The 26,944-nt window shown below is 48.2% G+C and carries 27 protein-coding genes; 24 read left to right on the top strand and 3 right to left on the bottom strand.

The window, feature by feature from the left end; genetic code table 11:
- Position 1 precedes the first annotated feature (1 nt).
- The 24 genes from T495_RS0108075 (at position 2) to T495_RS0107960 (ending at position 23,060) form a co-directional block, all read left to right on the top strand.
- Positions 2-2,053 carry an AMP-binding protein gene (locus tag T495_RS0108075; protein ID WP_231495069.1) on the top strand — a complete coding sequence of 684 codons (2,052 nt, stop codon included), beginning with the start codon at positions 2-4 and terminating at the stop codon, positions 2,051-2,053.
- Positions 2,050-3,570: a lipopolysaccharide biosynthesis protein gene (locus T495_RS0108070; RefSeq protein ID WP_033148269.1), complete on the top strand. Its 1,521-nt coding sequence runs from the start codon at positions 2,050-2,052 to the stop codon at positions 3,568-3,570. The genes T495_RS0108075 and T495_RS0108070 overlap by 4 nt, the downstream gene beginning before the upstream one ends.
- A complete protein-coding gene (locus tag T495_RS0108065; protein WP_033148268.1) occupies positions 3,567-4,271 on the top strand; it encodes a hypothetical protein in 705 nt (234 codons plus the stop codon). Before T495_RS0108070 ends, T495_RS0108065 begins: the two co-directional genes overlap by 4 nt.
- Positions 4,268-5,368: a polysaccharide pyruvyl transferase family protein gene (locus T495_RS0108060; RefSeq protein WP_033148267.1), complete on the top strand. Its 1,101-nt coding sequence runs from the start codon at positions 4,268-4,270 to the stop codon at positions 5,366-5,368. The genes T495_RS0108065 and T495_RS0108060 overlap by 4 nt, the downstream gene beginning before the upstream one ends.
- Positions 5,369-5,576: 208 nt before the next feature.
- Positions 5,577-6,623 carry a hypothetical protein gene (locus T495_RS0108055; RefSeq protein ID WP_155993529.1) on the top strand — a complete coding sequence of 349 codons (1,047 nt, stop codon included), beginning with the start codon at positions 5,577-5,579 and terminating at the stop codon, positions 6,621-6,623.
- Positions 6,602-7,618 (top strand): Stealth CR1 domain-containing protein, encoded by a 1,017-nt coding sequence (locus T495_RS0108050; protein ID WP_033148265.1) that lies wholly within the window; start codon positions 6,602-6,604, stop codon positions 7,616-7,618. Before T495_RS0108055 ends, T495_RS0108050 begins: the two co-directional genes overlap by 22 nt.
- Positions 7,615-8,574, top strand: coding sequence for an FAD-binding protein (locus T495_RS0108045; protein WP_033148264.1), 960 nt, complete (start codon positions 7,615-7,617; stop codon positions 8,572-8,574). Before T495_RS0108050 ends, T495_RS0108045 begins: the two co-directional genes overlap by 4 nt.
- Positions 8,571-9,695, top strand: coding sequence for a polysaccharide pyruvyl transferase family protein (locus tag T495_RS0108040; RefSeq protein ID WP_033148263.1), 1,125 nt, complete (start codon positions 8,571-8,573; stop codon positions 9,693-9,695). Before T495_RS0108045 ends, T495_RS0108040 begins: the two co-directional genes overlap by 4 nt.
- Entirely contained in the window at positions 9,685-10,551 is an 867-nt protein-coding gene (locus tag T495_RS0108035) for an endonuclease/exonuclease/phosphatase family protein (RefSeq protein ID WP_033148262.1), read from the top strand. The genes T495_RS0108040 and T495_RS0108035 overlap by 11 nt, the downstream gene beginning before the upstream one ends.
- A gap of 2 nt (positions 10,552-10,553) precedes the next feature.
- Positions 10,554-11,726, top strand: coding sequence for a glycosyltransferase (locus tag T495_RS0108030; protein ID WP_033148261.1), 1,173 nt, complete (start codon positions 10,554-10,556; stop codon positions 11,724-11,726).
- Positions 11,723-12,352 (top strand): sialic acid O-acetyltransferase, encoded by a 630-nt coding sequence (locus tag T495_RS0108025; protein WP_033148260.1) that lies wholly within the window; start codon positions 11,723-11,725, stop codon positions 12,350-12,352. Before T495_RS0108030 ends, T495_RS0108025 begins: the two co-directional genes overlap by 4 nt.
- A 37-nt stretch (positions 12,353-12,389) precedes the next feature.
- Positions 12,390-12,623, top strand: a complete 234-nt coding sequence (locus T495_RS0108020; RefSeq protein WP_033148259.1) for an acyl carrier protein — start codon at positions 12,390-12,392, stop codon at positions 12,621-12,623.
- Positions 12,624-13,382, top strand: a complete 759-nt coding sequence (locus T495_RS0108015; RefSeq protein ID WP_033148258.1) for an SDR family NAD(P)-dependent oxidoreductase — start codon at positions 12,624-12,626, stop codon at positions 13,380-13,382.
- A gap of 34 nt (positions 13,383-13,416) precedes the next feature.
- A complete protein-coding gene (locus tag T495_RS0108010; protein ID WP_033148257.1) occupies positions 13,417-14,460 on the top strand; it encodes an acyltransferase family protein in 1,044 nt (347 codons plus the stop codon).
- A 5-nt stretch (positions 14,461-14,465) separates the two neighbouring features.
- Complete coding sequence (locus T495_RS0108005) at positions 14,466-15,224, top strand: SDR family NAD(P)-dependent oxidoreductase (protein WP_033148433.1); 759 nt, start codon at positions 14,466-14,468, stop codon at positions 15,222-15,224.
- Positions 15,225-15,258: 34 nt separating this feature from the next.
- Complete coding sequence (locus T495_RS0108000; RefSeq protein WP_033148256.1) at positions 15,259-16,662, top strand: AMP-binding protein; 1,404 nt, start codon at positions 15,259-15,261, stop codon at positions 16,660-16,662.
- Between the two features lie 20 nt (positions 16,663-16,682).
- Positions 16,683-16,922: a phosphopantetheine-binding protein gene (locus tag T495_RS0107995; protein ID WP_033148255.1), complete on the top strand. Its 240-nt coding sequence runs from the start codon at positions 16,683-16,685 to the stop codon at positions 16,920-16,922.
- Positions 16,922-17,983 carry a ketoacyl-ACP synthase III gene (locus tag T495_RS0107990; RefSeq protein WP_033148254.1) on the top strand — a complete coding sequence of 354 codons (1,062 nt, stop codon included), beginning with the start codon at positions 16,922-16,924 and terminating at the stop codon, positions 17,981-17,983. The genes T495_RS0107995 and T495_RS0107990 overlap by 1 nt, the downstream gene beginning before the upstream one ends.
- A gap of 81 nt (positions 17,984-18,064) precedes the next feature.
- Positions 18,065-18,670 (top strand): DapH/DapD/GlmU-related protein, encoded by a 606-nt coding sequence (locus tag T495_RS0107985; RefSeq protein ID WP_033148253.1) that lies wholly within the window; start codon positions 18,065-18,067, stop codon positions 18,668-18,670.
- Positions 18,671-18,702: 32 nt separating this feature from the next.
- Entirely contained in the window at positions 18,703-19,275 is a 573-nt protein-coding gene (locus T495_RS0107980) for an acyltransferase (RefSeq protein WP_051651930.1), read from the top strand.
- Positions 19,272-20,150: a polysaccharide deacetylase family protein gene (locus T495_RS0107975; RefSeq protein WP_033148252.1), complete on the top strand. Its 879-nt coding sequence runs from the start codon at positions 19,272-19,274 to the stop codon at positions 20,148-20,150. Before T495_RS0107980 ends, T495_RS0107975 begins: the two co-directional genes overlap by 4 nt.
- A gap of 7 nt (positions 20,151-20,157) precedes the next feature.
- Complete coding sequence (locus T495_RS0107970; RefSeq protein ID WP_033148251.1) at positions 20,158-20,772, top strand: sugar transferase; 615 nt, start codon at positions 20,158-20,160, stop codon at positions 20,770-20,772.
- Positions 20,759-21,814, top strand: a complete 1,056-nt coding sequence (locus tag T495_RS15200; protein ID WP_081832055.1) for a glycosyltransferase — start codon at positions 20,759-20,761, stop codon at positions 21,812-21,814. Before T495_RS0107970 ends, T495_RS15200 begins: the two co-directional genes overlap by 14 nt.
- Complete coding sequence (locus tag T495_RS0107960) at positions 21,768-23,060, top strand: DegT/DnrJ/EryC1/StrS aminotransferase family protein (protein ID WP_033148250.1); 1,293 nt, start codon at positions 21,768-21,770, stop codon at positions 23,058-23,060. Before T495_RS15200 ends, T495_RS0107960 begins: the two co-directional genes overlap by 47 nt.
- A gap of 88 nt (positions 23,061-23,148) precedes the next feature.
- Here the strand turns inward: T495_RS0107960 and T495_RS0107955 are convergent, their stop codons facing one another.
- The 3 genes from T495_RS0107955 to T495_RS0107945 form a co-directional block, all read right to left on the bottom strand.
- Positions 23,149-24,876 (bottom strand): acyl-CoA dehydrogenase family protein, encoded by a 1,728-nt coding sequence (locus T495_RS0107955; RefSeq protein ID WP_033148249.1) that lies wholly within the window; start codon positions 24,874-24,876, stop codon positions 23,149-23,151.
- A 2-nt stretch (positions 24,877-24,878) separates the two neighbouring features.
- A complete protein-coding gene (locus T495_RS0107950; protein WP_028902128.1) occupies positions 24,879-25,901 on the bottom strand; it encodes an electron transfer flavoprotein subunit alpha/FixB family protein in 1,023 nt (340 codons plus the stop codon).
- Between the two features lie 80 nt (positions 25,902-25,981).
- A complete protein-coding gene (locus T495_RS0107945; RefSeq protein ID WP_028902129.1) occupies positions 25,982-26,854 on the bottom strand; it encodes an electron transfer flavoprotein subunit beta/FixA family protein in 873 nt (290 codons plus the stop codon).
- Between the last annotated feature and the right edge of the window lie 90 nt (positions 26,855-26,944).

Here is a 26,944-nt window from a genome sequence, read left to right as displayed (position 1 = left end):
CGTGACGCAGGATATTCCCGAGAACTCCGTCGTGGCGGGCAACCCCGCCAAGGTCATCGGACGCTTTGACATGTTAGTCGCCTCACGCCTGATGAGCAAGGCTCACTCCTATCACTTCAAGAACCAGGTGCTTCCGCCAGAGATTGCCGCAGCAGAATGGGACTTCTTCGAGAAGAGCAGGCAAGCCGCAGCCGTTCCAGAACAGGTTGATGTTGCAGGTGCTGGCATCGATTCTGGGGTAAGCATGGCTGTCAGAGAAAAAATCATCAAGGTTCTGTCGGCTGACATTAGCGGCATAGATTTTGAGAAAGAAAAACAACTCATAACTAAAGGAGACCTCGACTCTCTGTCGCTCATCACCGTGGTCAGTCTTTTGGAGGAGGCATTCTCCTGTAAGATTCCCTTTGAGGCGGTCAATGCCGACCACTTCGACAGCGTTGACCGCATGGCCCTTTTGATGCAGGGATTGCAAACACAGCCCCAGGCCGCACAGCCCCATGAAAATGCGGAAGCCACTACTCCATTTAAGGGACTGGGGAACCCGATTCCCTTTGATGAGGCAGAAACATGGAAACCTATCGTACAGCGGATATTAGAGCATGCGCTGAATGCCCCTAATGACATTGCCATCATAGCCAACGACCATGAGACCACTTACCAAGAGCTGGCCGACATGATTTATTCCATCTCTGTATGGCTGAAAGCAAAGGGTGTCAAGCAGGGCGATCATATAGTTGTGCAGGCTTCACATGAAGTGACATGTCCGGCATGTTGGTATGCTATCCACCTTGTCGGAGCTGCCGCCGTGCCTGTGGAGAAAACGGCACCAGAGTCACGCATCCTAGAAATCGCTACTGCAACAGACTCATGTTTTGTCATTGCGAAGTTCACCTCTACCAAACAACCAAACGACCATTCTCCCAAACGACCAACATGGTCAACCTACGACGATATTTATGCCATTGAACACAAATACGAGTTCACGGCAGATACAGCGATTAAGTATCCTGATGTCAACCTGGTTTGCGATATTGTCTTTACCACAGGCACTACAGGAAAATCGAAGGGTGTTATGCTGACACATCGTCAACAGAGCCTTTATACTTCAGCTACTGCTGATAATTATGGACTTAAGATAAACACCAGGTTTTTAGTGGCTGCGCCATTGAATCATGTAGGGGGAATAAGAGGCACGCATTTCCCACTTGCCAATGGTTGTTGCGTCGTATATATAGAGGGTATGGGCGACTTGGTAAAGTTTTTTGCCGTCATAGAGAAACATCATGTCACCTCGATGTTCCTGCCACCTGCCTCCATTCGGGTCATCATCAACAGGACTGGCGACAGATTTTCCATGTTTAAGCATCAGATAGATTTTGTTGTCTCAAGCTCCTCACCGCTGTTTGCCAGCGACAGCGATGGCCTCAAGAAACTCTTGCCCTATTCCAGGCTCTATAACTCTTATCAATCTACTGAGATTCCTGGAGGTACTACATATAATTATGCCAAGGAGGATTTCCGCCCCAATTGTATCGGCAAGCCTATCAGGACGATGGATATAGCCATCCTGACTGAAGACGGACATTTCACCAAGGAGGCTGGTATAGAAGGGCAGATTTGCGCCAAGGGCGAACTAGTGATGAAAGGGTATTACAACGAGCCGGAGCTGACTCAATCGGTGTTCAAGGACGGTTGGTTCGTATCTAGTGATATCGGAACATTCGACACAGAAGGCTACCTTTATTACATTGGGCGCAAGGATGATGTCATCAATATTGGAGGCTATAAGATAGCACCAACTGATGTAGAGAACCTTGCGCTACAGTCAGGATTAGTCCTAGAGTGTCTCTGCATTGAGGACCATGACGAATTCGGCGTTCCCTATCTTAAACTTCTTGTTGTAGTAGAGGACAAGAACAAGTTCAACCCTGTGGCACTCAATGCTTTCCTCTCCGATAAACTGGAAAAGTACAAGATTCCCCGGGTTATAGATGTCGTCGATGCGCTCATTAAAACCTTTAACGGAAAAACTGACAGGAAGGCTTACAGATGAAGGATAGTGTAGTAAACAATCGGCGTATCGTTAAGAATACCAGCTTCCTTTATATAAGAATGCTGGTGGTGATGGTTGTGCGTCTCTTTACGGTGCGTGTGACCCTCGACCTTTTGGGAGCGGAAAACTATGGTATTTATAATGTCGTAGGTGGCGTGGTGGCCATGCTCTCGTTTGTGGAGAGTACACTGACCACTTCTTCTCAGCGCTATTTCTCCATCGAACTGGCCAAGGGCGACTTTAAGCGGTTAGGCCAATGGATGTGTACAAATATTACAGCCTTCTCGCTGCTCATTCTCTGCGCTGTGGTACTGGCCGAGACCGTGGGGTTGTGGTTCGTCAATACTCAGATGACCATTCCAGCGGAACGCATGACGGCGGCCAACGTAGTCTATCAGTTCTCCATTATGGCCTTCTGTGTCAAGTTTCTCTCTATCCCCTACAATGCGCTGATTGTGGCTCATGAGAAGATGAGTGCCTTTGCCTACATTAGTATCGTCGAGGCTATGCTCGGTCTTGCTGTGGTCTATCTTCTGAGCCTCGCAACATGGGATCGATTGATTGTTTATAGCATGCTGACGTTCTTTGTCTCATTATGCATTGCCTCTGCCTACGTGATTTATGACCGGCGACATTTCGCAGAGTCTCGGTTCCGTTTTTATTGGAACATCAAGGACATCAGAGAACTTCTTGGCTTCTCCGGTTGGCATTTCTACGGAACCCTTGCCATGGCAGTGCGCAGCCACGGCATCAACATCTTGCTCAACCTGTTCTTCAACCCGATGGTTAATGCAGCCCGTGCCGTAGCTTTCCAGATTTATCACGCTGTGTCGCATTTCTCAGGCAACTTCTTCACAGCCGTAAAGCCTCAGATATACAAAAGTTATGCGGCAGGCGAGCTTGAGTCCATGCAGCAGCTCGTGTTGCGCAGCACGGTGATGTCATCGCTGCTCACATCGATACTGGTGTTCCCCATCCTGGCCAACACGCCTTACCTCTTGGGCGTATGGCTGAAAGAGGTGCCAAACTACACCGTTGTATTCACCCAATTGGTGTTAATTAACGGACTGATTGACTGCACCAACGGCCCCACCATCGCTGCCGCGCTGGCCACGGGCAAGATACGCCGATACCAACTAATTGTTGGCACGCTTATCATGCTGAATCTGCCGATTTCCTATACAGCCCTGTTGATGGGAGCCGAGCCACAGGTTACAATGATGATATCCATCATGCTCTCCATCGTGACAGCCTTGGTGCGCGCCTGGCTGCTGCGCTCCATGCTTGGATTTTCCTTTATGCGCTATCTGCTGATGTTTGCACGCCTTGTCGCGGCCTCACTACTGATAGCCGCTATTATATATAAAACAATGTATAACTGGGCCGACAGCCTGTTGGCCTTCTTCGTCTACTCTGCTCTTGCTGCCATGTTGGTCGTGGTGATCTATCTGATTGTGGCATTCAGTAGGAGCGATGTGAAGGCAATCATAAAATTAATAAGTAGAAAGAAACAATGAGTAAATTTTTCCGTAACAAGATGATTATGATGAGGACTTTTCTGTTCTCCATTCCCTTCTGCCTGCGCCACTTGCCATTGCGCCAGGCAGTGAAGTTACCCATATGGGTGTATAAACCAAAATATCGGAGTCAAAAGGGACAGTTTGTTATTGACTGCCCTAACATTCGTTATGGCATGATACGCTTGGGATTCCCACGCTGTGCACTCTATCCCAACACGGGCATTTCTTTCAAGAATGATGGGAAAATCGTGTTCAAAGGTACCTGTCTCATTGGCAACGACTCATATATTGTCTGTGGCAAACAAGGTAAAATAGTCTTTGGAGATGATTTCAAAAATACAGGGTGTTTGCGGATCACATCGCAGTGTGGCATTAGTTTTGGCAAGAGCGCACGCGTTGGCTGGGAGACACTTATCATGGACACCAATTACCATCCACTATGGGACATGGAGAAGAAAAAATTCAAACGTGCCTTTTCTCCCATCAGCATTGGTGACTACAACTGGATTGCAACGCAGTGTTATGTCATGCAAGGGGTTGTAACACCTGAACGCTGTATATTTGGTGCTCGCAGCGTTATTACTCACAGTGGCCCATTTGAGCCATACTGTGTACACAGTGGCAGTCCACTGAAGATAATCACTCGTAACGTGATGCGTGATTATGAACACGATCACATATATGATTATAGTTTATGAAGATTGGCATACTAACATTCCATAACGCGCTGAACTATGGTGCTGTGCTCCAATGCTATGCGTTGCAACATTACTTGCAAGAGAAAGGTCATGACGTGGAGGTTATCGACTACAGGATTCGGTTCATTGAAGAGCAGAAAAAACTTCTCAGCAAAACGGAGTTGCGTCGCCGGGGCTTTGTTCCCTTTTTGAAATATTTCTTTGCCAGGCTGTTGGCGTGGCCAGCCTGGCGAGAGACCATAAACGTGTTCCATCATTTTATGGTCAGTCAGTTACATCTCTCGCCACGGGCTGCTACTGCAGCTGACATTCCTACAGGATATGACTGCATTCTCTTTGGCAGCGACCAGATATGGAGTCCGAAACTGTGCCGAGGCTTCAACCCAGTGTTCTGGGGAGAGTTTGAGAAGCATGGCGCACGCTTCGTATCCTACGCTGCCAGTATAGGCGAGATAAGCGAGTTGGACAAGTCAGGCTGGTTGGCAGTGGAACAGCGAATCAAGGTTTTCGATGCTGTATCTGTACGCGAAAAGAGTCTATGTCTGGCACTTCAGGAACATTGTGGGGTATCTGCTACGGTCTGCCTCGACCCCACGTTGTTGGTGGATGCCACTGTTTTTGATAGAATTGCCATCCGACCGGAAGAGCAGGATTACGTGTTCCTGTTTAACGTCTTAGACGACCCGGCAGCCAGCCAGTTTGCCCACCGACTGGCCAACCGGTTAGGCACCTCTGTTGTCATTAAGGGGCAGGCCAAGCCGCAGCTGAAGAGCCGCCGCGATAAACTGGTCACCCTTAGGGAATCCATGTCACCTGAAGAATTTTTAGGTTATATCAAGTATGCCCGCTGCATCGTGGGAAACTCGTTCCATGTCATCGCACTGTCAATAGTATTCCAGAAAGAATGCTATGCGCTCAAGTCACGTCGTTCGGGGAGGGTTGAAGGTTTGTTAGGTTCACTCGGACTGGCCGACCGTATCGTTGCCGCCACAGAGCCTGTGGATATGATCAGCAGCATCAACTACAAGGCGGTGGGTGAGCGCCTCGCCGTGATGCGGCTGAGCTCTACGCAATTCATAACTAATCAGACTGTATAGTCACACAGATCTCACAAATTACACAGAAATCAAGATAATGGTGAAAAAGGGAGCCGACATATTGGTATGGGCTTTTGTCTTTATGGCTATATATACGCTTATAGCCAATTTCTACATACCCAAGAATGGAGTTTCTTACGCTCTTTTATTCCTCCTGTTTTTGATCATTTACTTCATAACCCCTGACAAGGGGAGGCTGACAAACAAAATGAGGACAGAATCCTCCATCTTTTTGGTGGGAATACTGGTCATCTACTCCATTACCACTTTTTTCAATCTCAGTCCACCCTTACCTATAGAATTCTTCTGCTTGATATATGCCGTATTATTCCTCAGAATCAGTTATGAGTTGCAAGTTCGCGTTGTCAAGTGCTTTGTCTGGATATTGTCTATACTGCTGATATGTTCTGTAGTGGAATTTGCCATTTACGAGACAACAGGTTGGGGTGTTGTGCTGGGACAAGCGACGCGTGTGACGGTGGTCAGGGAAACACATTTTGTCAATCTCGTTTTCAACCTGATAGGTACAGACTATGGAGAGGCACGCTTCCGGAGTATCGCCGATGAGCCGGGGCGCATAGGAACATTGTGCGGTATGCTGATTTTTCTTGCATGGAGGGTACGGTCGTTGCATATTCCTTTCATTGTATTCGTTATCAGTGGCATCATCTCTTTCTCCCTCGCTTTCTTCGTTCTGCTTGGCATATTCCTAATCACGCATGTTCGTGTCAGCCTAAAAAGAATGATCATCGGAATAGCGATTATCGGGGCAACAATCTATGTGGTATTCGACCGCTTTGAAGAAAAGGTAGTTTTGAGAATTATGGCTGATGATGGTGAAATGGAAGACATAGATGCTATTGACAACAGAACGACAGCGGCTTTTGATAAATACTTTAACCAAGCCCTTGAAAACGGACAATTGTGGCTTGGTGTCGGAGTAAACAATCTGCCAGAACAAATCAACGCTGAAAGCCGTGGTGGCAATGCAGGAGGTAAGAAATGGATCTTCCAGTATGGATTTGTTGCACTGGCATTCTTGTTCATTACTTTCAACAAGGTTTTTCTGTGCAGACGGAGGAGAAAACCAGACATCAAAGATTATGGTTTCCTGATAGCCTACTGGCTGTCTTTCTATCAGCGCAGTGATGTCATGCCACCTTATTTTATAATAACGTTTATGGCTATACCTATCATAGACATTATAGCAGCATACGATAACCAAATAACAATATGGGGAACAAAGAGAAAATAGATTTCGTGGTCACATGGCTCGACAGCAACGACCCTGAGTGGCAACAACAATACAGGCAGCTGCGCCCTGGGCCTCATGCCGAGGATAAGGGACGATTCCGCAACTGGGACTTGTTCCGCTACTGGTTCAGGGCTGTGGAGCTGTATGCCCCGTGGGTACACAAGGTGTTTCTGGTAACCAACGGTAAGTTTCCTGACTGGATAAACGCTTTCCATCCCAAGCTGGTGTTGGTAAGCCATGCCGATTTCATGCCAAAGGACTATCTGCCGACTTTCAACTCGTGCGCCATAGAGATGTGCCTGGGGCGCATTCCCGGACTGTCGGAGCATTTCGTTTATTTTAATGACGATTTCTATATCAACCAGCCTACAGAGCCGACGTGGTATTTCCGTAACGGTCTGCCCTGTGACTGCAACGCTGAGAAATATGAGACACCCACGTATAATCCACGAGGCCTCTTCAGCAACAAGATTCAGGTCTTTTGCAATGTGGGCGTGTTGAATTATCACTTCAATCGCCAGCGTACCGTTAGGCAGGCACCGTTGAAATGGTACGGTACACATCTCTGGGGGAAGTTTTTTGTCCCGTCGCTGTTGTTTTTCGGAAAACAGCAGTTCGTTGCTTTTGCCCTGCGCCATATAGAACAGCCCATGCTGCGGTCTGTATTCGACGAGATATGGGAGCATGAGCCTGATATGTGCAAGCGCACCTGCTCTCAATTCCGGCAGGATGTGAGCCTCAACCCCTACATTGTCCGTTACTGGCAGTTTGCTACCAATAGGTTTCATCCTGTGCGCAACAATTTTGGCAGGTATATGACCATCAACGTCAAGTCGTTAAAACAGATAGGCGCGGCCCTTCGTTCAAAGAAGATTCACTCCCTCTGCCTGAACGACACAACGCAAGTGCAAGACGAGGACTTCGAAGAGTGCCGAACTTTCCTGCATCGTGCGTTTGAAGCGAAGTTCCCACATAAATCAACATTTGAGCTATGAACCAAGCATTGAAAACTTTTCTTGACAGTTCCCATATTGAATATGAGACGGATGTGGCTCTCTCACAAAAGACATGGATCAAAACCGGTGGCACATGCGGCTGCTGGATAATCCCTCACGACGTTACCCAGTTGACGGAGGTGTGCCGCTGGCTGTACAGGGAAAAACAGCAGTTTGAGATTGTTGGACAGACATCCAACATCTTCTTCCACTCCACTAGTAATCCCGCAGTTGTGATATGTACCACACGGGTGAACGACTACAGTCAAGAGGGAGACATCGTGACCTGTGGTTGCGGTGTCAACGTGATGCGGCTGTCCAAGGACTTGATGGAGCAGGGCTATGCCGGCGTTTGCGGACTGACCTCCCTACCAGGAACGGTGGCATCCGCAGTGGTAGGCAATGCCGGGTGTTTCAAATGCAGCATCACTGCTCTGCTGCAGAGCCTTAACTGCCTGTTGCCCGACGGCACTGTCAAAACCTACAGCCGAGAGGAACTGCGGTTCAGTCAGCGCTCATCGGCCTTCAAACGTGGCGAACTGAAAGGCATTATACTCAGCGTCCGCCTGCATCTGGAAAATGCCGCCGACGTGGAAGAGGAGAAGCGCAAGGCCGCACGCTCAACCCAGTGGCGCAAACGCAACCAGGAAGGCCCAGCGAAGAATCTCGGCAGTACCTTTGCCTTGCTGAAAATGCGGAAAAATCTGCGTAACATCACCGCAGTCTGCATTGCACACATCGGCAGCAAACTGAAGATCGCCTCCTATCGCTGCCTGCTGAAGCAAAGCTTGCTGCGCCTCTATGGCTACCACAGGATAGACGCATACGTCTCCGACAAGAATGTGAACACCTTCGTCTGGCGTGATGAGCAAGCCGAACGGATGTTTCCCATTTACAAGGAGATGATGAACAAGATATACAACCACGCCACACTAGAAATAGAGGAAAAAATATGAGAATAGGCATACTGACATATCACCGCGCAGAAAACTATGGCGCTCTCCTGCAGGCATACGCCTTGAGGACTTACCTTGTAGGGTTGGGGCATAATGTGGATTTTGTAGACTATTGGCCCGACTATCATCGTCGCTACTTCGAATTGTTCTCGTGGAGAAAATTCCGCGAGAGCAGCCTGAGGGGTAAAATGGTGCTGCTCTACTACACCATTTTCTGGCATCAAGCCCGAAAACGGCGCCAACAGAACCTGCAGACCTTCATGCACGAAGAGTTGGGGCTACCTTTGGAGGCCCGATACCACAACGACCATGATGTTGTCAAGGAATTCGACGTCGTGTTCTATGGCAGCGACCAGATATGGCGCCGCCAGCGCATGCCATCGCACCCGGGTTTCGATTTTTGGTATTTCGGCTCTGACAACGTGCATGCCCGGAAAATAGCTTACGCTGCGAGCATGGGTAGCATTGATGTGAAAGAGAATGAGAAGGAAATCCTGAGACGGCATCTGCTGAAGTTCGAGGCTATCAGTGTCAGGGAAGACTCGCTGAAAGAATGGCTTACTTCGCTGGGCATACAGTCACAGATTGTCTGCGACCCCGTGTTCCTGCTGGAGAAGGAGGTTTGGCTGTCGTTGGCTAACAAAGCATCAGAACAGCCAGCCTACCAGCACTATATCTTGGTTTATAACCTGTTAGGGCAGGCTTCGACCGTGAACTTTGCTGAGCGACTCAGCAAAGAGAAGAACTTGCCCATAGTAGAAGTGAACAAAAAGTATGTCCCCTTCACTAGTGGTCGGCGCTACTGTCGCACAGCACGGGTGGAACACTTCCTCTCGCTTCTCGCTCATGCTGACTATGTGGTGAGCAATTCTTTCCACGGTGTGGCCCTGTCACTCATTTTCCAGAAGCAGTTTTTCGCCGTGGGCATGGGGCAGAGAGCCGGGCGTGTCACATCACTGCTAAATTGCCTTCACATCCCTGAGAGCTACACTGATACATGGCAGCATGTTCCACCCATCGACTATGCCTTTGTTACCCCCCTTCTGTCTGACATGGCCAGAAGTTCAGGCGTATTCATCCAAGATTCCATCTCCAATCATCTGACATCGAATGAAAAATAGATTTTTCCATGTTTCCCTGCTCTTAGTTTCGTTGCTGTTGTTTTGCTGTGTTGATACTGCATCCCCACAGGCAACAGAACTGACTATAGCCACCATTAATATTCGCGTGGACTCAAAGAAGGACAGTCTGAATAGATGGGGGCAACGCAAGCTGCACCTGTTTGATTTCATCAAACAACAACATTTAGATGTGATTGGCCTGCAAGAAGTCTATCCACGGGCCATGAAGGACATTCACAAAGGTCTGTCCGGATATGCCATCGTCAGGCGGGAGAACAAAGAAAAGCGTGCCGATGCTCCCATATTTTACAGGAGGTCGGTGTACACGAAGATATCACAAGGTACGTTTTGGCTCTCTGAATTTCCCGACAGCGCAGGGTTTATCGGATGGGATGGTCGCCATCCACGCTTTGTCAATTGGGCTGTACTCAGAAACAGGGCTACGGGCAAAACGTTCTGCGTGGCTAACACCCATCTTGATAATACGGGTAAACAGGCACGTGAAGAAGGTATCAAATTGTTGAAAGAGCGTCTGGCATCGCTCGCCACCCAGTATCCCATCATCCTTATGGGCGATATGAATAGCAGCGAGGCTGACAGTGCAGTGTACCAGCCTGCGTTGCACAACAATTTCGAATTGCATGACACCTACTATATGGCCAAGCAGCGCGAAGGCGTGGACTATAGTTTCCATGGTTTTGGGAAAAGAGCGATGGCCAAACGCAAGCGAGTAGATTTTATCTTTGTCAGCGACAGTATAGACGTGAACACGTTCAATATACCCCAGGAAACAAAGCAGCAGGGTGTCTATCTTTCCGACCACTGTCCTGTTATTTCCAACATAACAATCAAATAAGCATGCACGTATTGATTATTTCACACGGTTATCCGACCGTCAAGGACCCACAATGGGGATGCTTCGAAAAAGACCAAGCCGAAGCGTTGGTGGGTATGGGGCATCGTGTGACGGTGGCCGTGTTGGACATGCGCTTCCGCCCTTCAAATCAGACTTTTGGCATCAGCCACATCAGCGATGGCCCCATCAGTGCCTACATCTATTTTTTGTTATCGGGCAAGCTGATACCAAGTCGGATGAAACGTTTTGTGTTTGAACGGATGATGCTGCGTCTCTGCCGTAAGATTTTCCGTGCAGAGGGAATACCCGATGTCATTTATGCCCACTATATGTTTTGCATGGCCAGACTCCGCCTGGTCAAACAGAAGTATGCAATCCCTATTGTAGGCATAGAGCATTGGAGCGAGTTGAACAAGACCACATTACCATCCAGGCTCATGCAAATGGGTCGGACGGCATACACACTTGCCGACCGTCTGCTGGCTGTGTCGCCCAGTCTGCAGGCACAGATGAAGAGGCATTTCGGTGTGGAAGCCGAAGTGGTTTTTGACATGGTCAGCGACGCTTTTTTACAACCTGTTATCCCGAAAAAAAACGCGAAGCCTTTTGTGTGGCTGGCCGTGGGAAGTCTGATTCAGAGAAAGGGCTACGACGTGCTGATAGAGGCATTCGCCCAACTTGACCGATCGGCTTTGCCGCTTGGCTCGTCCAAGAACGAGGAACAGCTCATTATCATAGGTAGTGGAACAGAAAACGAACGTCTGCATGCTCAGGCAGAACAGTTAGGCATAGCCGACCGTGTTCGGTTCACGGGTATGCTTGACAAGCAAGCCATCGTCAGCCTGATGAACGAGAGCAATGCCTTTGTGCTGCCCTCACGAGGAGAGACCTTCGGAGTGGCTTATATTGAGGCCATGGCCATGGGACTGCCTGTTATTGCCACACCCTGTGGCGGACCAGAGCATTTTGTCAACTCTGATAATGGCTTGTTGGTCGACATTGACAACGTGGAGCTACTGACGAAAGCCATGAGGCAAATGGAAACGACGATTGACAAGTATCAACCTGAGACCATTAGGGCATACATACAGGAACGCTTCTCTGCCAAGGCAATTGTTGGACAACTGGAAGAAATCTTTGGAAAAGTAATCAAGCAAAAAAGCAACAATAAATGAAAAATCTAATAATTATCGGAGCAGGCGGTATGGGCCGCACGGTGTATAGTAATGCACTGGAGAGTGTCGGCTATGGAGAGAATTTTGTGGTCAAAGGGTTTATTGACGATAACCTTAAAGCACTGGACGGATTCCCCAATTATCCGCCTGTGATTGATACCATCCGTGACTATCAGCCTCAGCCTGACGATGTGTTCGTCTCGTCTATCGGTGGGGCTGCTCGGCGGCCATGCATGGAGGAGATTATCTGCCGTGGCGGTGAGTTCATGGAACTCATTCACCAGACGGCGCGCATCCTTACGAACGCGAAACTGGGAAAGGGTAACTTCGTCGGGGCTTATACGGTCATCGGCAATGACGCCGTTGTAGGTGACTACAACATGATACAGGCTTATACCGTTATAGGACATGATGCAAGGATAGGCAGTTGGAACCGCATCGATACGCATGTGACCTGCGTCGGAGGCACAGTGGTGGAAGACGACGTTAATATTCACACCTCGGCAGTGATTAGCCATAAGGTAGTGGTGGAGACCGGAGCGCATGTCGGTGCTCTGAGCTTTGTATTCAAGAAAGTAAAGGCAGGTACGACCGTCATGGGAAATCCAGCGAAGAAACTGATGTGAGTCCACACAGAAATAGTTAAACAATTATATAATAATTATGGAAATCAAAGAGTTTATTGAGAACTTTGCAGAACAGTTCGATGACACCGATCTGAGTGAACTTAAACCGGATACGGTATTTCACGAACTGGACGAGTACACGTCGCTGATTGCACTGAGCATCATTGCCATGGTCGATGAGGAATACGGTGTGACGCTGAACGCCAACGACATGTCGTCGGCAGTCACCATCGAGGACTTGTTTAATACGGTGAAGTCTAAGGCAGAATAAATGGCGCAGTACAATCCGTTTTCTTTAGACGGCAAGACCATCTTGATTACAGGCGGAGCCGGTGGAATCGGCTCTGCTGTGGCAAACACTTGTATAAAACTCGGAGCAAGAGTAATTCTGACGGATATTCGTGAGGAGGCACTTGCTGCCACACTGCAATCATTGCCGGAGTCCCGGTCGGCAGAACCCAATCTCTGCTTTACGGCAGATTTGACAGAGGCAGACCAGTTGGCTGCATTGGTTGACTTTTGCCCGGTATTAGATGGTGTGGTCTGCAATGCAGGAGTGATGAAGCTGACCCTTACTCAGTTTATCACAGAGGAGGAACTAACACGTATCCAGAAAATCAACCTGAATGCGCCCATCCTTCTGACCCGTTCCCTCTTGAAGAAAAAGAAGGTCAAGAAAGGTGGCTCCATTGTGTTTACTGCTTCAGCTGCAGGTGTCTATCGGGTGTCACCTGGTAATGGAATCTATGCCACGACCAAATGCGGTATTGATGCCTTCATGCGCACAGTGGCACTTGAGTTCGGACCTAAGGGGATTCGTTGCAACAGTGTGAACCCTGGAATGGTTGAGACTGCACTCATAGGTTCATTTACAGAAGAACAAAAGGAAAAAGAGAAACAAAACTATCCACTACGAAGATTTGCACAACCAGAAGATATTGCTAATGGCATCGTGTACTTGTTGTCAGATGCTTCCTCGTTTGTAACAGGTGCTGCTCTGAAGATTGACGGAGGAATGACGCTTGGCTAATTCACAGTTCATAGTTACGAAGAGACTTCTTTTTATGGCTAATAAGAGAATACAATACTTAGATTTGGCTAAAGGCTTATCCATCATATTGGTGGTGCTGTATCATATTTGCATACATCAACATGATAGGCCATACGCTGTCAAGTTGTTACCCGTGTTTTTGATGCCCCTGTATTTCTTTTTGTCGGGGCTGTTCTTCAAAGAGTATGAGAGTTTTGGGGGCTTTCTTCTCCGCAAAGTGAACAAGGTGCTTATACCCTTTGCATTTTTCTATTTGACGACGTCCTTCGTTTTGCCTAACATTCTGAACCTCTTTGGTTTTACTGTTGCTGCTACTCAGTCGCTTGGTATCAGTGGCCTCTGGGCTTTTATCACCGATGAGAAATTTGCCAACAACCCTATCTGGTTCCTGTGGGCGCTTTTTCTGATAAATATCTATTTCTATGTCATACTTGTGCTCACGAAACACTTGACTTCAAATCCCACATACGAGGCAGTCACGTTGACCGTTGTTTCTTTTGCAATAGGCTTCTTAGGTGTGGTGTATTTCAGTAACCATTACAACCTTCCTGGTTTTGCAGACACAGCCATGTCGGCTCTGCCTTTTTTTGCCATGGGCTATCTGTCCAATAAGTACACCGATATATTCACATCGAACCGGTGGGACAAATATCTTCCTGTCATTATCGTATTGTGTTTCGCCCTAACCTTCTATGTAGGTGGGCACAGCGGTTGGATGTCAAACCGCTTTCAGCTTCATCCCATTTTGGTGTATGTGTGTGGCATAACGGGCACTATGGGGAGTATCTTTACGGCCAAGTTGTTGAAGGATTTGCCTTTTATTACTTATTGGGGACGATACTCCCTGATTATATTGTGTACTCACGGTCTCCTTCTTCAGGTATTCATGCCTCTGTCGCGAAAGGTGGATTTGCCCAAACCTATCATGGCCTTTATCGTATTAGGGGTGGTCATGTTCAGCTATCAGCTCATTATTCCGCTGATGAAGAAATACCTGCCACACGTTACTGGCCAAAAGGATGTGATAGATGTTTCGAAAAATGTAAATAGCAAATAAAGATGATGGAAAGAAGTCTTTCAAATAAGGTATGTATCATCACTGGTGCAGCCCAGGGAATCGGAAAAGGTATTGCCGAGCGTTTTGCCACTGATGGGGCCATTGTCTATGCCTGTGATTTGCGTGAAGGCAGCATGGATGAATGGGCAAAAGAATGCTCAGAGCGAAATAGCACACACATTATTCCAATGTATTTTGATGTATCGGATGCTGCGGCTGTGAAGAATGCCTTCATGGCTATTTTCAAAGCTGAGAAGCGTATTGATGCATTGGTGAATAACGCCGGAGTCGTATTCAACAAGAAGATAGGCATGATAGTCAGACAAGAAACAGAACTGATGTTCCGCATCAACGTGATAGCTGTCATTGAGATGGTGCAGCTTTGTTCGCGCTTGATGGCGCGCAATGGAGGTGGTTCCATCGTGAATATAGCCTCAGTGACAGCTGTTCTTGGCTCTCCTGGACAGTCAGCCTATTCTGCTACGAAAGGAGCCATCATCTCGTTCACTAAGTCTGCAGCCAAGGAGTTGGCTCCGCAGGGCATCCGCGTAAATGCCGTTGCTCCTGGCATTGTAAAGACGGAACGTTTTGCTGAGCTCTATGAGAGTGATGGGGCAAAGATTGATCAGCGTATCTCACGAATAGGACTGGGACGTTTGGGAACTCCGGAAGATGTCGCGAATGCTTGTGCATTCTTGGCTTCCGACAGGGCAAGTTATATCTCAGGCGAGATACTTGGGGTAAATGGATGTGCATCAATCTAATTGACAATTGACAATTGATAATTGAAAATTGAAGATGATTCTGAATCTGGACAGATGGAAGAAGGAGGCAGTTGCGGCGATTGACTCGCAGGGGGAACAATTGACATATGGTGAGTTGCGGAACTTTGCGGAACAGGCAGAGCATCTGATGCCTTCGCGGTCGCTGGTATTTCTACTCGTGGAGAATAATGTCGGTGGAATAGCTTGGACGATTGGGAATATCTGTGCAGGGAATGTGCCGTTGATACTGAATGCACATCTGGATGAAGGACTATATAAGAGCCTATATGAGCTCTATCAACCGCCATTTGTTTGTGTACCAGAAGGGATGGCAGAGAAATTCCGTTATGATACAATTGCTACATGTTATGGCTATACATTGATGAAGACAGGGCATGAGACTTGTCCGATGAACGACGAGTTGTCGCATTTGTTGCCGACATCAGGCAGTACGGGCAGTCCGAAGTTAGTACGCCACAAATTTGATAATATTGAAGCGGCAGCCCTGAATATCTCCACGTTCTTTGAACTGACGGAGAAAGACCGCCCGCTGATGGTGCTACCGCTATACTATACGATGGGCCTCTCGATGGTGTTCAGCCACTTCTATGTGGGAGCCACGGTGCTGATTACGAATCTGAGCATGACAGACCGTAACTTCTGGAATTTTATGAAGGAGGAGCGTGCTACGAGCTTCACGGGTGTGCCTTATAGCTTCGAGATACTGAACTTGATGCGCATCTTCCGCATGGACCTGCCCGACCTGAAGCTGCTGACGCAGGGCGGGGGACGGATGCCGCGCGAACTGAACCTGAAGTTTGCGGAGTGGTGCCGTGATACCGGCCGCCAGTGGATCGCCACCTACGGCCAGTCGGAGTGTACGGCCCGCATGGCGTGGCTGCCGGCCAAGTGGGCGATAGAGAAAGTGGGCAGCATCGGTATCGCCGTACCCAACGGAGAACTGTCGCTGATAGACATGGACGGTCATCTCATTGCTACTCCGAATACGGAGGGCGAGATGTGCTATCGTGGCAAGAACGTGACGATGGGCTATGCCCGCAAGCGTGAGGACTTGCTCCTTGGTGATGAGCGTCATGGGTTCATCCGCACAGGTGACCTGGCCTATTTCGATGAGGATGGCTGCTTCTATATCGTAGGCCGCATGGGCAGATTCCTGAAGCTCTTCGGCATGCGTGTCGGACTGGACGAGTGCGAGCGTATCGTCAAAGGCAAGTTCACCGGGCTGGAATGCGCCTGTGTGGGCACAGACGAGAAGATGATTGTTTATCTCACCGACGAGAATAATAAAGATAATGTGAAAGAGGAACTGGTTGCGCGGCTCAAACTTGTCGCTTCGTCGTTCGAGATACGTGTCATCCCGGAGATACCTAAGAATGAAGCTGGCAAAATATTATATGCAAAACTAAATGAAAAGTAAAAGAGTAAAAAGGTAAAAATATGGAGAATATAGAAAAGTACAACAACGCTTTTGTAGAGGTGTTCGGCGCAAAGGCTGAAGACCTAAATGACAACTATGGTAAGGAAACGGTAGGTGAGTGGGACTCTGTGCATCAATTGAGCCTGATAGCCCAGTTTGAGGAGGCCTTCGACATCATGTTCGATCCTGAGGACATCATGGAGATGACCTCATACGCAAAAGGCAAGGAGTTGTTGAAGAAATACGACGTTGAGCTATAATGGCACGCTGGGAAATAAAGAACGTAAACATCGCCGGAGTGGCGATGGCGGTGCCAGAGCACACGGTGAAGACGGCCGAGATAGACCTGTTTACACAGGAGGAGGCCGATGTCTTTGACAAGACCGTCGGCATCAAGAGCCGTCATATCGCACCGGACACGATGTGCGCCTCAGACATGTGTCAGGCGGCAGGTGAGAAACTGTTGGAAGAGTTGGGATGGGAGAAGGAGAGCATCAACGCACTCATCTTCGAGTCGGTGACAGGTGACTATCGCACGCCTCCGACATCCTGCCTGCTTCAGTATCGCATGGGGCTGAGTGAGGACTGCTTCTGTGTGGATATCCCGATGGGATGCTGCGGGTGCATGTATGCCATTACCGTTGCTGGCAACCTGATGACGACAGGGCAGATCAAACGTGCCTTGGTGTTGGTGGGTGACACCGCCTTAAGGATGGGCTCGATGAAGGACAAGAGCCGCGTGCCCCTCTTCGGCGACGGCGGAACAGCACTCGCCTTAGAATATGATGAGACAGCCAACGACATCGTCATCGACTTCCATACACTGGGTAAAGGGTATGAAGCACTGATGACACCTCACGGCGGCTTCCGCCATCCGGCCACGCCGGAGAGTTTTGAGTATGAGGACTTCGGCAACGGCATCGTACGCGCCCCTATACATACGATGATCAATGGCATGAACGTGTTTTCGTTTGCCATTAGCCGTCCGCCTAAGTCGGTAGAGCAGTTCATGGCAGATTACAACATCAACCGCAATACGGACATCGACTACTTCCTGATTCACCAGGCGAACAAGATGATTGTCGATCGTGTGGTGAAGAAGCTGAAGCTGCCTATAGAGAAGTGCCCCTACAATCTCGAGGAGTTCGGCAACCTTGGTGGTGCCAGCATCCCTTCGCTGATGGTGACGCGCATCGCTGACAAACTGCGCAAGGAACCTGCCACCATCCTTGGTTCAAGCTTCGGCCTCGGTCTCAGCTGGGGCACGATGCTGCTGAAGACGAAGCCGATGGTGATCCCCGATATGGTCGTCCTCGGCTAGATTGCTATAATCCGTTCAGTCTATAGAAATAGATGCTTCTACGATTGAAGAATTACGCCAAGTTTAGGAAATAGTACGATTATGGAAAAATTGAGTGTTACTTATAGGATGTTAAGGAAAATTGGGCTAAATTATTCTGAAGAAGAGTATGGGCAGGTTTCGTTATGGCAAGTATTTAAACGGGTTTGTAAGACCTATCGCGATGATTTCTTGCTTAAATTTATGATGAATTCATGGTTGCTGGCACCATTGGAGCCTCGCAAGATCAGACCCTGGGTGTTGAAGAAGATAGGCTGTCATGTTGGCAAGGACATATTTGTCGGCGATAACGTGAGAATTGATGCCGGACATGCGGACTTAATCTATATTGATGACCATGCGCACATCGCCGGAGGTACAAGGCTTTTGTGCCATCAGCGTGATTTGAGTCATTATTGTGTTGGTGACGATTATGCCAAATTAGGGTATAAGCTGAAACCAATACATCTGTGCAAAGGCTCACTTGTCGGAATGGAATCTTTCGTTATGCCAGGTGTGACTATTGGAGAAGGAGCCATTATAGGTGCCGGATCGTTAGTGACAAAAGACATTCCGGCATGGACTATTGCAACAGGTCGTCCGGCCAAAGTTGTCAAAGAGATACCAGAAAGGTCTGCTCCTGAAAGCCCGGATGCGAGCAAAGAATAGAAGAAGTATATATTTTTCGAAGTAACAGAAATATGAACAGAAATAAAAGACTCTTATTTAGTGCGGTTCTGTCTGCAACTCCAAGTCTCAGCATTAGGATGACGGTAATAAAACTGTTTCGTCTCTTCGGACATGTGGGGAGAAATTGTATTGTAAACATTAAAAAGGTTCCATTGTATTCAAACCTTATTTTTATACACGACAATGTGATTATTGCCACGGATGTTCATTTTACTACCCATGATGCAATCCATTTATTGCTCAATAACCAAAACGGGGGGCGTAAATTCATGGAGAAGGTTGGTTGCATTGAAATCATGAACAATGTGTTTGTCGGTGCGGGTACACGGATATTGTATAATACACGCATTGGCAATAATGTCATCATCGGTGCTGGCAGTCTGGTCAACAAAGACATTCCCGACAATTCGGTTTATGCAGGCGTTCCCGCAAGACGTATCTGCAGCTTCGACGAATATGTGGAGAAGCACAGGGCCCATTCAGATGCTTTCCGCAAGAAGTTCGGAATCGAAAAGATTTGTGGGGTTGATGACAAATTAGCAGCAAGGTTGTATGGAGATTTTCAAAAATCGAGAGACAAGTGAATATACTGACATTTGATGTAGAGGAGTGGTATTTGGAGAAGATACTGCACGACGGCAGGGCTTTCAGATACCAACAGTTCGACGAGGCCTTTGCAAAGGTCTTAGACGAACTTGACAGATTAAATATTAAGGCAACGTGTTTCTGCTTAGGTAAGCTGGCAACAGACTTCCCGCAAGTGGTTCGTGAGATAGCAAGGCGCGGACATGAGGTGGGCTGCCACTCCAACGAGCACGTCTGGCTGGACAAGATGAATGAAGAGCAACTGCTGAAAGATACCCAAGAGGCACTGAAAGCTCTGGAGAACGTAATAGGAAAGAAAGTGGTGAGCTATCGTGCACCTGCCTTTTCCATTACTCATCAGAACAAGTGGGCTGTCAATGTGCTGGCTGACTGTGGCATAGAGAGTGATGCCTCCATCTTCCCAACTTCGCGGGATTTCGGAGGCTATAAGGCCTTCCCTCAGGACACGCCCTGCATCATCAAGCACGAGGGTGCTACATTAAAAGAATATCCCATTAGCCTGACGTCAATTCTGGGAAAAAATATGGCTTATTCAGGTGGCGGTTTTTTCAGGCTGTTGCCTTATTGGCTGGTGTCGAAGACCATGAAGCAGCGTGACTATAATATCTGCTATTTCCACCTAAACGACTTGATTCATCACAGATTCGAATTCAAGAGTAAGGCTGAGTATGAGGAGAATTTCAAAGAACCGGGCACACTGAAGAACAGAATTGTTCGCTATGTGAAGATGAATATAGGAAAAGGAGATGCTTACGGCAAGCTGCAGCAACTGCTGACGGAACATGAGTTTGTGAGTGTCGGAGAGGCGGATAGGTTGATAGATTGGGGAAAAGTGAATGTGGTGAATCTATAAATAAAATATGTATAAACATTTCTTTAAGCGAGTGCTGGACTTTTGTATCTCGCTTATTGCTTTAGTCTGCATTTCCCCGATTCTGTTGGTTGTAACCATCTGGTTACATTTTGCCAATAAGGGGGCTGGAGCGTTTTTCTTTCAAGAACGACCGGGTAAAGATGCGAAGATATTCAAGGTTGTCAAGTTTAAGACTATGACGGATGAACGTGACGCGAATGGTAATTTGCTACCAGATGCACAGCGCTTGACAAAGGTGGGTAAATTTGTAAGATCAACATCGATTGACGAATTGCCACAGTTGATAAACGTGCTGAAAGGCGATATGGCTCTGATAGGACCGAGACCTTTGTTGGTGAAATATCTGCCATTATATAGTGCAGAGCAGATGCGCCGCCATGAGGTGCGTCCTGGCATCAGTGGCTGGGCACAGTGCCATGGAAGGAATAATATTAGTTGGGAAGAGAAGTTTAAGTTGGATGTGTGGTATGTGGATCATTGCACATTATTGACTGATTTAAAGGTAATATGGATAACTATAATGAAGGTTGTTAAACGAGCTGATATCAACAACGAATCAGGAGAATCAGCTACTATAGAAGCATTTAATGGACATAATTAATATATCAATCATCATACCTGTGTATGGCGTTTCTGCCTATATTGGACGTTGTATCAGGTCTGTGATGAACCAGACTTATTCAAACATCGAGTGTATTATTGTGGATGATGCCACCCCCGATGATAGTATTGAGAAATGTGAGCGTCTCATTGCCGATTATCAAGGACCTATTCGGTTTTCTGTTCTTCATCACGAGAAGAACCGAGGGCTGTCTGCAGCCAGGAATACCGGATTACAAGCGGCTACAGGTGATTATTTATTCTTCTTTGACAGTGACGATGAATTGACTGCAGATTGCATTGAGAAACTGGTAAGACCAGTCTTGAAGGATACATCTATTGAGATGGTAATGGGAGGCTATGTTCGTTGTACGGAGGGCTCTCCTACACCCCCGAACCTATCACCATGCAAAAAAGGAACGGATATTGAACTGTCTTCCTTGGAGGCCGTCAGAGATTATTGGTTTAGAAAGAAGGGTATAAATGTTTATATGTGGAATAAGCTTATAAAGAAAGACTTCCTGCATCAAAACCAGTTGTATTTTAAGGAAGGACTTTTGTATGAAGACATTTTGTGGTTTTTCTATGCCGTGAAATATCTTCGACATTTTTATGCCATTCCTGACATGACCTATATCTATTATAGGCGCCCTCGCTCTATTACAACAGGTCTGGACAAGGCAGAGAAGGCTCGACACTTTAGTGTCATATATGAAGAAATTGCGAATCATTTCACAGAAAATGATAGTCGAAGGGAGGCAAAATGTTATACGCGCAGTATCTGTTACCACTATATCAACAATCCGAAGATTCCTTCTTTTGCACAAAGTACCAAAAAGTTCAAAAAGGAGTTTTCTGCAAGAAAAGATCTAAACGGGATATTGCTCCTTACAGCCACGAGAACTCTGTTGAGGTATCGTGTGGGGGAGAGTTTTCTTCACTCCCTTATTAGCCTGTATTTAAAAGTAAATAGGACTAAAAGAAATCTGAAATATAATGGAAAGAAAAAGAATATATCTTTGTCTGGCGCATATGTCGGATGAAGGACTTGAACAGAAGTATATCAAAGAGGCTTTTGATACAAACTGGGTGGTGCCTCTTGGACCTAATGTGGATGGGTTTGAGAAGGACCTCGAGACATTTGTATCGGATGTAAGAGAGGTGAAGGAAGAAGGAAGATACGAGTCCTTCTCTAAGAGAGTAGTGGCGCTTTCGTCAGGAACTGCTGCTGTCCACCTTGCGCTGTTGAACTGTGGGGTAGGGCCGGGTGATGAGGTGATTACTCAGAGCTTTACTTTTTGTGCTTCAGCGCACCCAGTGACGTATCTTGGAGCAACGCCTGTATTCATCGATTCGGAACCCGATACATGGAATATGGATCCGGAACTGATGGAAGAGACCATCAAAGACCGCATCGCCAAGACGGGCAAGAAACCGAAGGCCATCGTGCCTGTGGCCTTGTATGGTATGCCATATCGGATTGACGAAATTATGGAAATTGCGGATAGATACGGCATACCAGTTGTGGAGGATGCTGCTGAGGGATTCGGCTCACGATATAAGGGTCGGGTGCTTGGGACCTTCGGAAAGTATGGTGTGCTGAGTTTCAATGGTAATAAGATGATTACGACCTCTGGTGGTGGTGCGCTGATTACTGCCAACGATGCTGAGTGGCGAGAGATTATGATGTATGCCACACAGTACCGCGAAAGCTATCCTTACTACCAGCACGAGAAGATAGGGTACAACTATCGTATGAGCAATATCTGTGCGGGCATCGGGCGTGGTCAGATGACAGTAGCTGAGGATCATTTGACTCATCACAAGCATGTTCAGAAGATGTACGAGGAGTTGTTGGCTGACGTGAACGGCATTCACGTCCACGCTCAACCAAACACAGGGGAATATGACAGTAACTATTGGCTGTGTACAATTACGCTTGATCCGGAGTTAAGAATAAAAGGGCAAGAAAATGCTTACAAGACTATTGTGACAGGTGCTGTCGGCGGAGCAGCAGGTGTGATTCATGCAGCATCTTCGCCTACGACTGATTGTCAGCCAAATGATAATGTAGAGGCACTGCGAGAATTTATGAATCAAGCCAATATCGAGGCACGTCCATTGTGGAAACCTATGCATAAGCAGCCAGTTTATGCATCGGCACCTGCGTATGTTAACGGCGTATCAGAAGCTTTGTTTAAGATAGGTATGTGTCTACCTTCTGGCCCGTGTGTCAGTGAAGATGACGTAAAGTATATTGTCGAGACGATTAAGAGTGCGCTTGAGTAGGTGCCTGATTATAGGCAGTTACGATAAACCAAATATAAAATGAGCATCCTTTTTCGGGATGCTCATTTTTTTGTTATATGGGGATTGCTTACTCTGCAACCTCTTCTTCAGCGGCGCGGAAATTAGCAAGATCCTCAACCTGGAAGGCCTTGATGTATGCGCTCTTACCGAGAACATCCTCTTCGGCCATGCGAACGTATACGTTAGCGCTCTTCTCGAAGAGCTCTGGGGCCTTGGTTGCGTCGCGCAGGATGAGCAGGCTCATTACCAGCTCGGCTGTCATGTCGTAGAGACGGCGAGCCAGGAAGTCGTGAGCATCCTGATTGTCGAGAGCCTTAACAGCAGCGAGAGCCTCCTCGTAAACGGGGATGAGCTTTTCGACACGGGCCTTGAGAGCAGCGTTAGCCTCAGCAGGCAGTGCAGCCAGCATGTCCTTGATGTTGTTGAGCATAGTGCCGTTGGTGATGTAGCGGATAGCAGCTACAACCTGCAACTGAGTGGTACCCTCGTAGATAGAGAAGATACGGGCGTCGCGGAACAGGCGCTGGCTCTTGTACTCCATGATGAAACCTGAACCACCGTGGATGCTGATGGCATCGTAAGCGTTCTGGTTGGCGTACTCAGAGTTCATACCCTTGGCCAGTGGTGTGAAGGCATCGGCCAGGCGCTGGTACTTCTTCAGTTCCTGCTTCTCCTCGGGAGTGAGCTTGCGGTCGCGCTCGATATCCTCGAGGCACTTGTAGATATCCACATACGCGGCTGTCTCGTACAGCAGTGAACGACCAGCATCGAGCTTGGCCTTCATGCGAGAGAGCATATCGTAAACAGCGGGGAAGTTGATGATCTTATCACCGAACTGCTGACGCTCCTTAGCGTAAGCCAGACCCTCGTTGTAAGCCTCCTGCTCAACACCTACACTCTGTGCGGCGATACCCAGACGGGCACCATTCATCAGAGCCATCACATACTTGATCAGACCCAGACGTGTGCTACCGCAGAGCTCTGCCTTAGCGTTCTTATAGGTGAGCTCACAGGTAGGTGAGCCGTGGATACCCAGCTTGTGCTCGATGTGACGTACGTCAACACCGCCCTGGCGCTTGTCGTAGATGAACATAGACAGACCACGTCCATCCTTCGTGCCTTCCTCAGAACGAGCCAGCACAAGGTGGATGTCGCTGTCACCATTGGTGATGAAACGCTTCACACCGTTCAGACGCCAGCAGTTCTCCTTCTCGTCGAAGGTAGCCTTCAGCATCACGCGCTGCAGGTCAGAACCGGCATCAGGCTCAGTCAGGTCCATACTCATACCCTCACCGGCGCAAACGCGGGGGATGTACTTCTGGCGCTGCTCCTCAGAACCGAATTCATAGAGGGTATCGATACAGCTCTGCAGGCTCCAGATGTTCTGGAAACCGGCATCAGCAGCAGAAATCATCTCAGAGAGCATCGAGAATACTGCGTTAGGCAGGTTCAGACCGCCATAACGGCGAGGCATTGATACACCCCACAGACCAGCCTTACGGGTGGCGTCGAGGTTCTCGTAAGTCTTAGAGGCGTAGATCATACGACCGTTCTCAAGGTGTGGACCTTCGAGGTCAACGCTCTCAGAGTTTGGCTCGATGATATTGGCAGCCACGTCGCCAGTGATGTCGAGAATCTGCTTGTAGTTCTCGATGGCATCGCCCAGGTCAACGGGGGCATAGTCATATTCCTTTGCATCAGCAAAGCCTTTTTCCTTCAGCTCAACGATACGAGCCATCAGGGGGTGGTTCAAGTAGAACCCGATCTCAGGATGATCGCTATAATAGTTTGCCATAATTATTTGCTATTCTGCTTATAGTACTTAATTAACTTTGGAACAACCTCCTCAACGGTGCCAACGATGACGTAGTCGGCAATCTTGTTGATAGGTGCATCGGGATCGCTGTTGACAGAGATGATGATACCAGAATCCTGCATACCAGCGATGTGCTGAATCTGTCCAGAGATACCACAGGCGATGTACACCTTGGGGTGAACGGTAACACCAGTCTGACCAATCTGACGGTCGTGATCCAACCAGCCAGCATCAACAGCGGCACGAGAACCACCAACCTCACCATGCAGAACCTTTGCGAGCTCGAACAGCTGGTCGAAGTTCTCCTTGCAGCCCATACCGTAACCACCGGCTACAACGATAGGCGCACCCTTCAGGTTGTGCTTAGCAGCTTCTACGTGGTGGTCGAGCACCTTTACTACGAAAGCCTCGGGGCTTACATACTTGCTTACCTCAGGATAAACAACCTCCTTGCGGCACTCACCATCGTACAGAGCCTTCTGCATCACGCCAGAGCGTACTGTAGCCATCTGTGGACGGTGGTCGGGGTTAACGATGGTAGCTACGATGTTACCACCGAAGGCAGGACGAATCTGATAAAGCAGGTTCTCGTATGTCTTGTTGTTCTTCTTATCCTCGAAAGGACCAATCTCCAGTTCTGTGCAGTCGGCAGTCAGACCAGAGGTCAGTGATGACGATACACGTGGACCGAGGTCGCGACCGATAACGGTAGCACCCATCAGACAGATCTGTGGCTGCTCCTCTTTGAAGAGGTTAACCAGAATATCAGTGTGAGGAGCTGAGGTGTAAGGGAACAGGTCCTTAGCGTCGAAAACAAACAGCTTATCGACACCGTAAGGCAGAATCTGATCCTCAACCTTACCCTTGATGCCAGTACCGGCAACAATGGCGTGGAGCTCAACCTTGAGTTCATTGGCGAGCTTGCGACCCTTGGTCAACAGCTCCTGAGATACTTCCTGTACCTGAGTACCTTCAATTTCGCAATATACAAATACGTTGTTCATAATTCTTCGAATTATAGATTTCTGTCGCGACTCAGCCATTCAAGCAAGCTTGATGGCATTCGCTGCTCCAGAAATTCATATCAGCCAATGATTTTTTCGTCCAACAATTCTTTGATCATTCCCTCGATATCAGCATCAGAAGCCGTCAAAGTCTTCGACTCCTTAGCCTGGAACACGATGTTCTTGATGGCCTTAACCTTGGTAGGTGAGCCATTCAGACCACACTGGTTTACATCGCCATCCACGTCGGCCACGCTCCACTGGTTCAGTGTGAGCTCAGGGCGCTCGTCGTACAGATAGTCGTATGGTGTGCCCTCGGCAGGACGCTCCATAGGACAAGTAGCGCGCTTGTACTTCATCACCAGCTTAGCATTCTGGGGGCGACAAGGAGCAGCGCTTCCGTTAACGGTGATAACAACAGGCAGAGGAGCCTCTACAGTCTCCACACCACCGTCGATGACACGCTTGATGGTAGCCTTGCCATCCTTTACTGAGAGAACCTCCTCAGCATAAGTAACCTGGTTGAGACCCAGCTTCTGAGCCACCTGAGGACCTACCTGAGCGGTATCACCGTCGATAGCCTGGCGACCACCGATTACGATGTCGACATCGCCAATCTTCTTGATGGCAGTAGCCAACGCATAAGATGTAGCGAGGGTATCAGCACCAGCGAAGAGACGGTCGGTAAGCAACCAACCAGTATCAGCGCCACGATATAATCCCTGACGGATGATTTCACCTGCACGTGGAGGACCCATCGTGAGGATTCCTACTGTTGAGCCTGGGTTCTGCTCCTTCAGACGAAGGGCCTGCTCCAGGGCGTTCAAATCTTCTGGATTGAAGATGGCGGGCAGGGCTGCACGGTTTACGGTGCCTTCGGCAGTCATGGCGTCCTTACCCACGTTTCGGGTGTCTGGCACTTGCTTGGCCAGCACAACAATCTTTAAAGCCATATTTTTAATAATGTGAATGAAATTTCAAAATCGGCTGCAAAAATACACTTTTTTATGCATACAGCCAAATAAAATGCACAAAAATACACC

Origin of the sequence: Prevotella sp. P6B1 (genome assembly GCF_000702825.1) — a bacterium.
In the GTDB taxonomy this organism is placed as follows: Bacteria; Bacteroidota; Bacteroidia; order Bacteroidales; family Bacteroidaceae; genus Prevotella.
The sequence above is the reverse complement of the archived record's forward strand: the minus strand, read 5'-3'. Positions and strand labels throughout refer to the sequence as shown.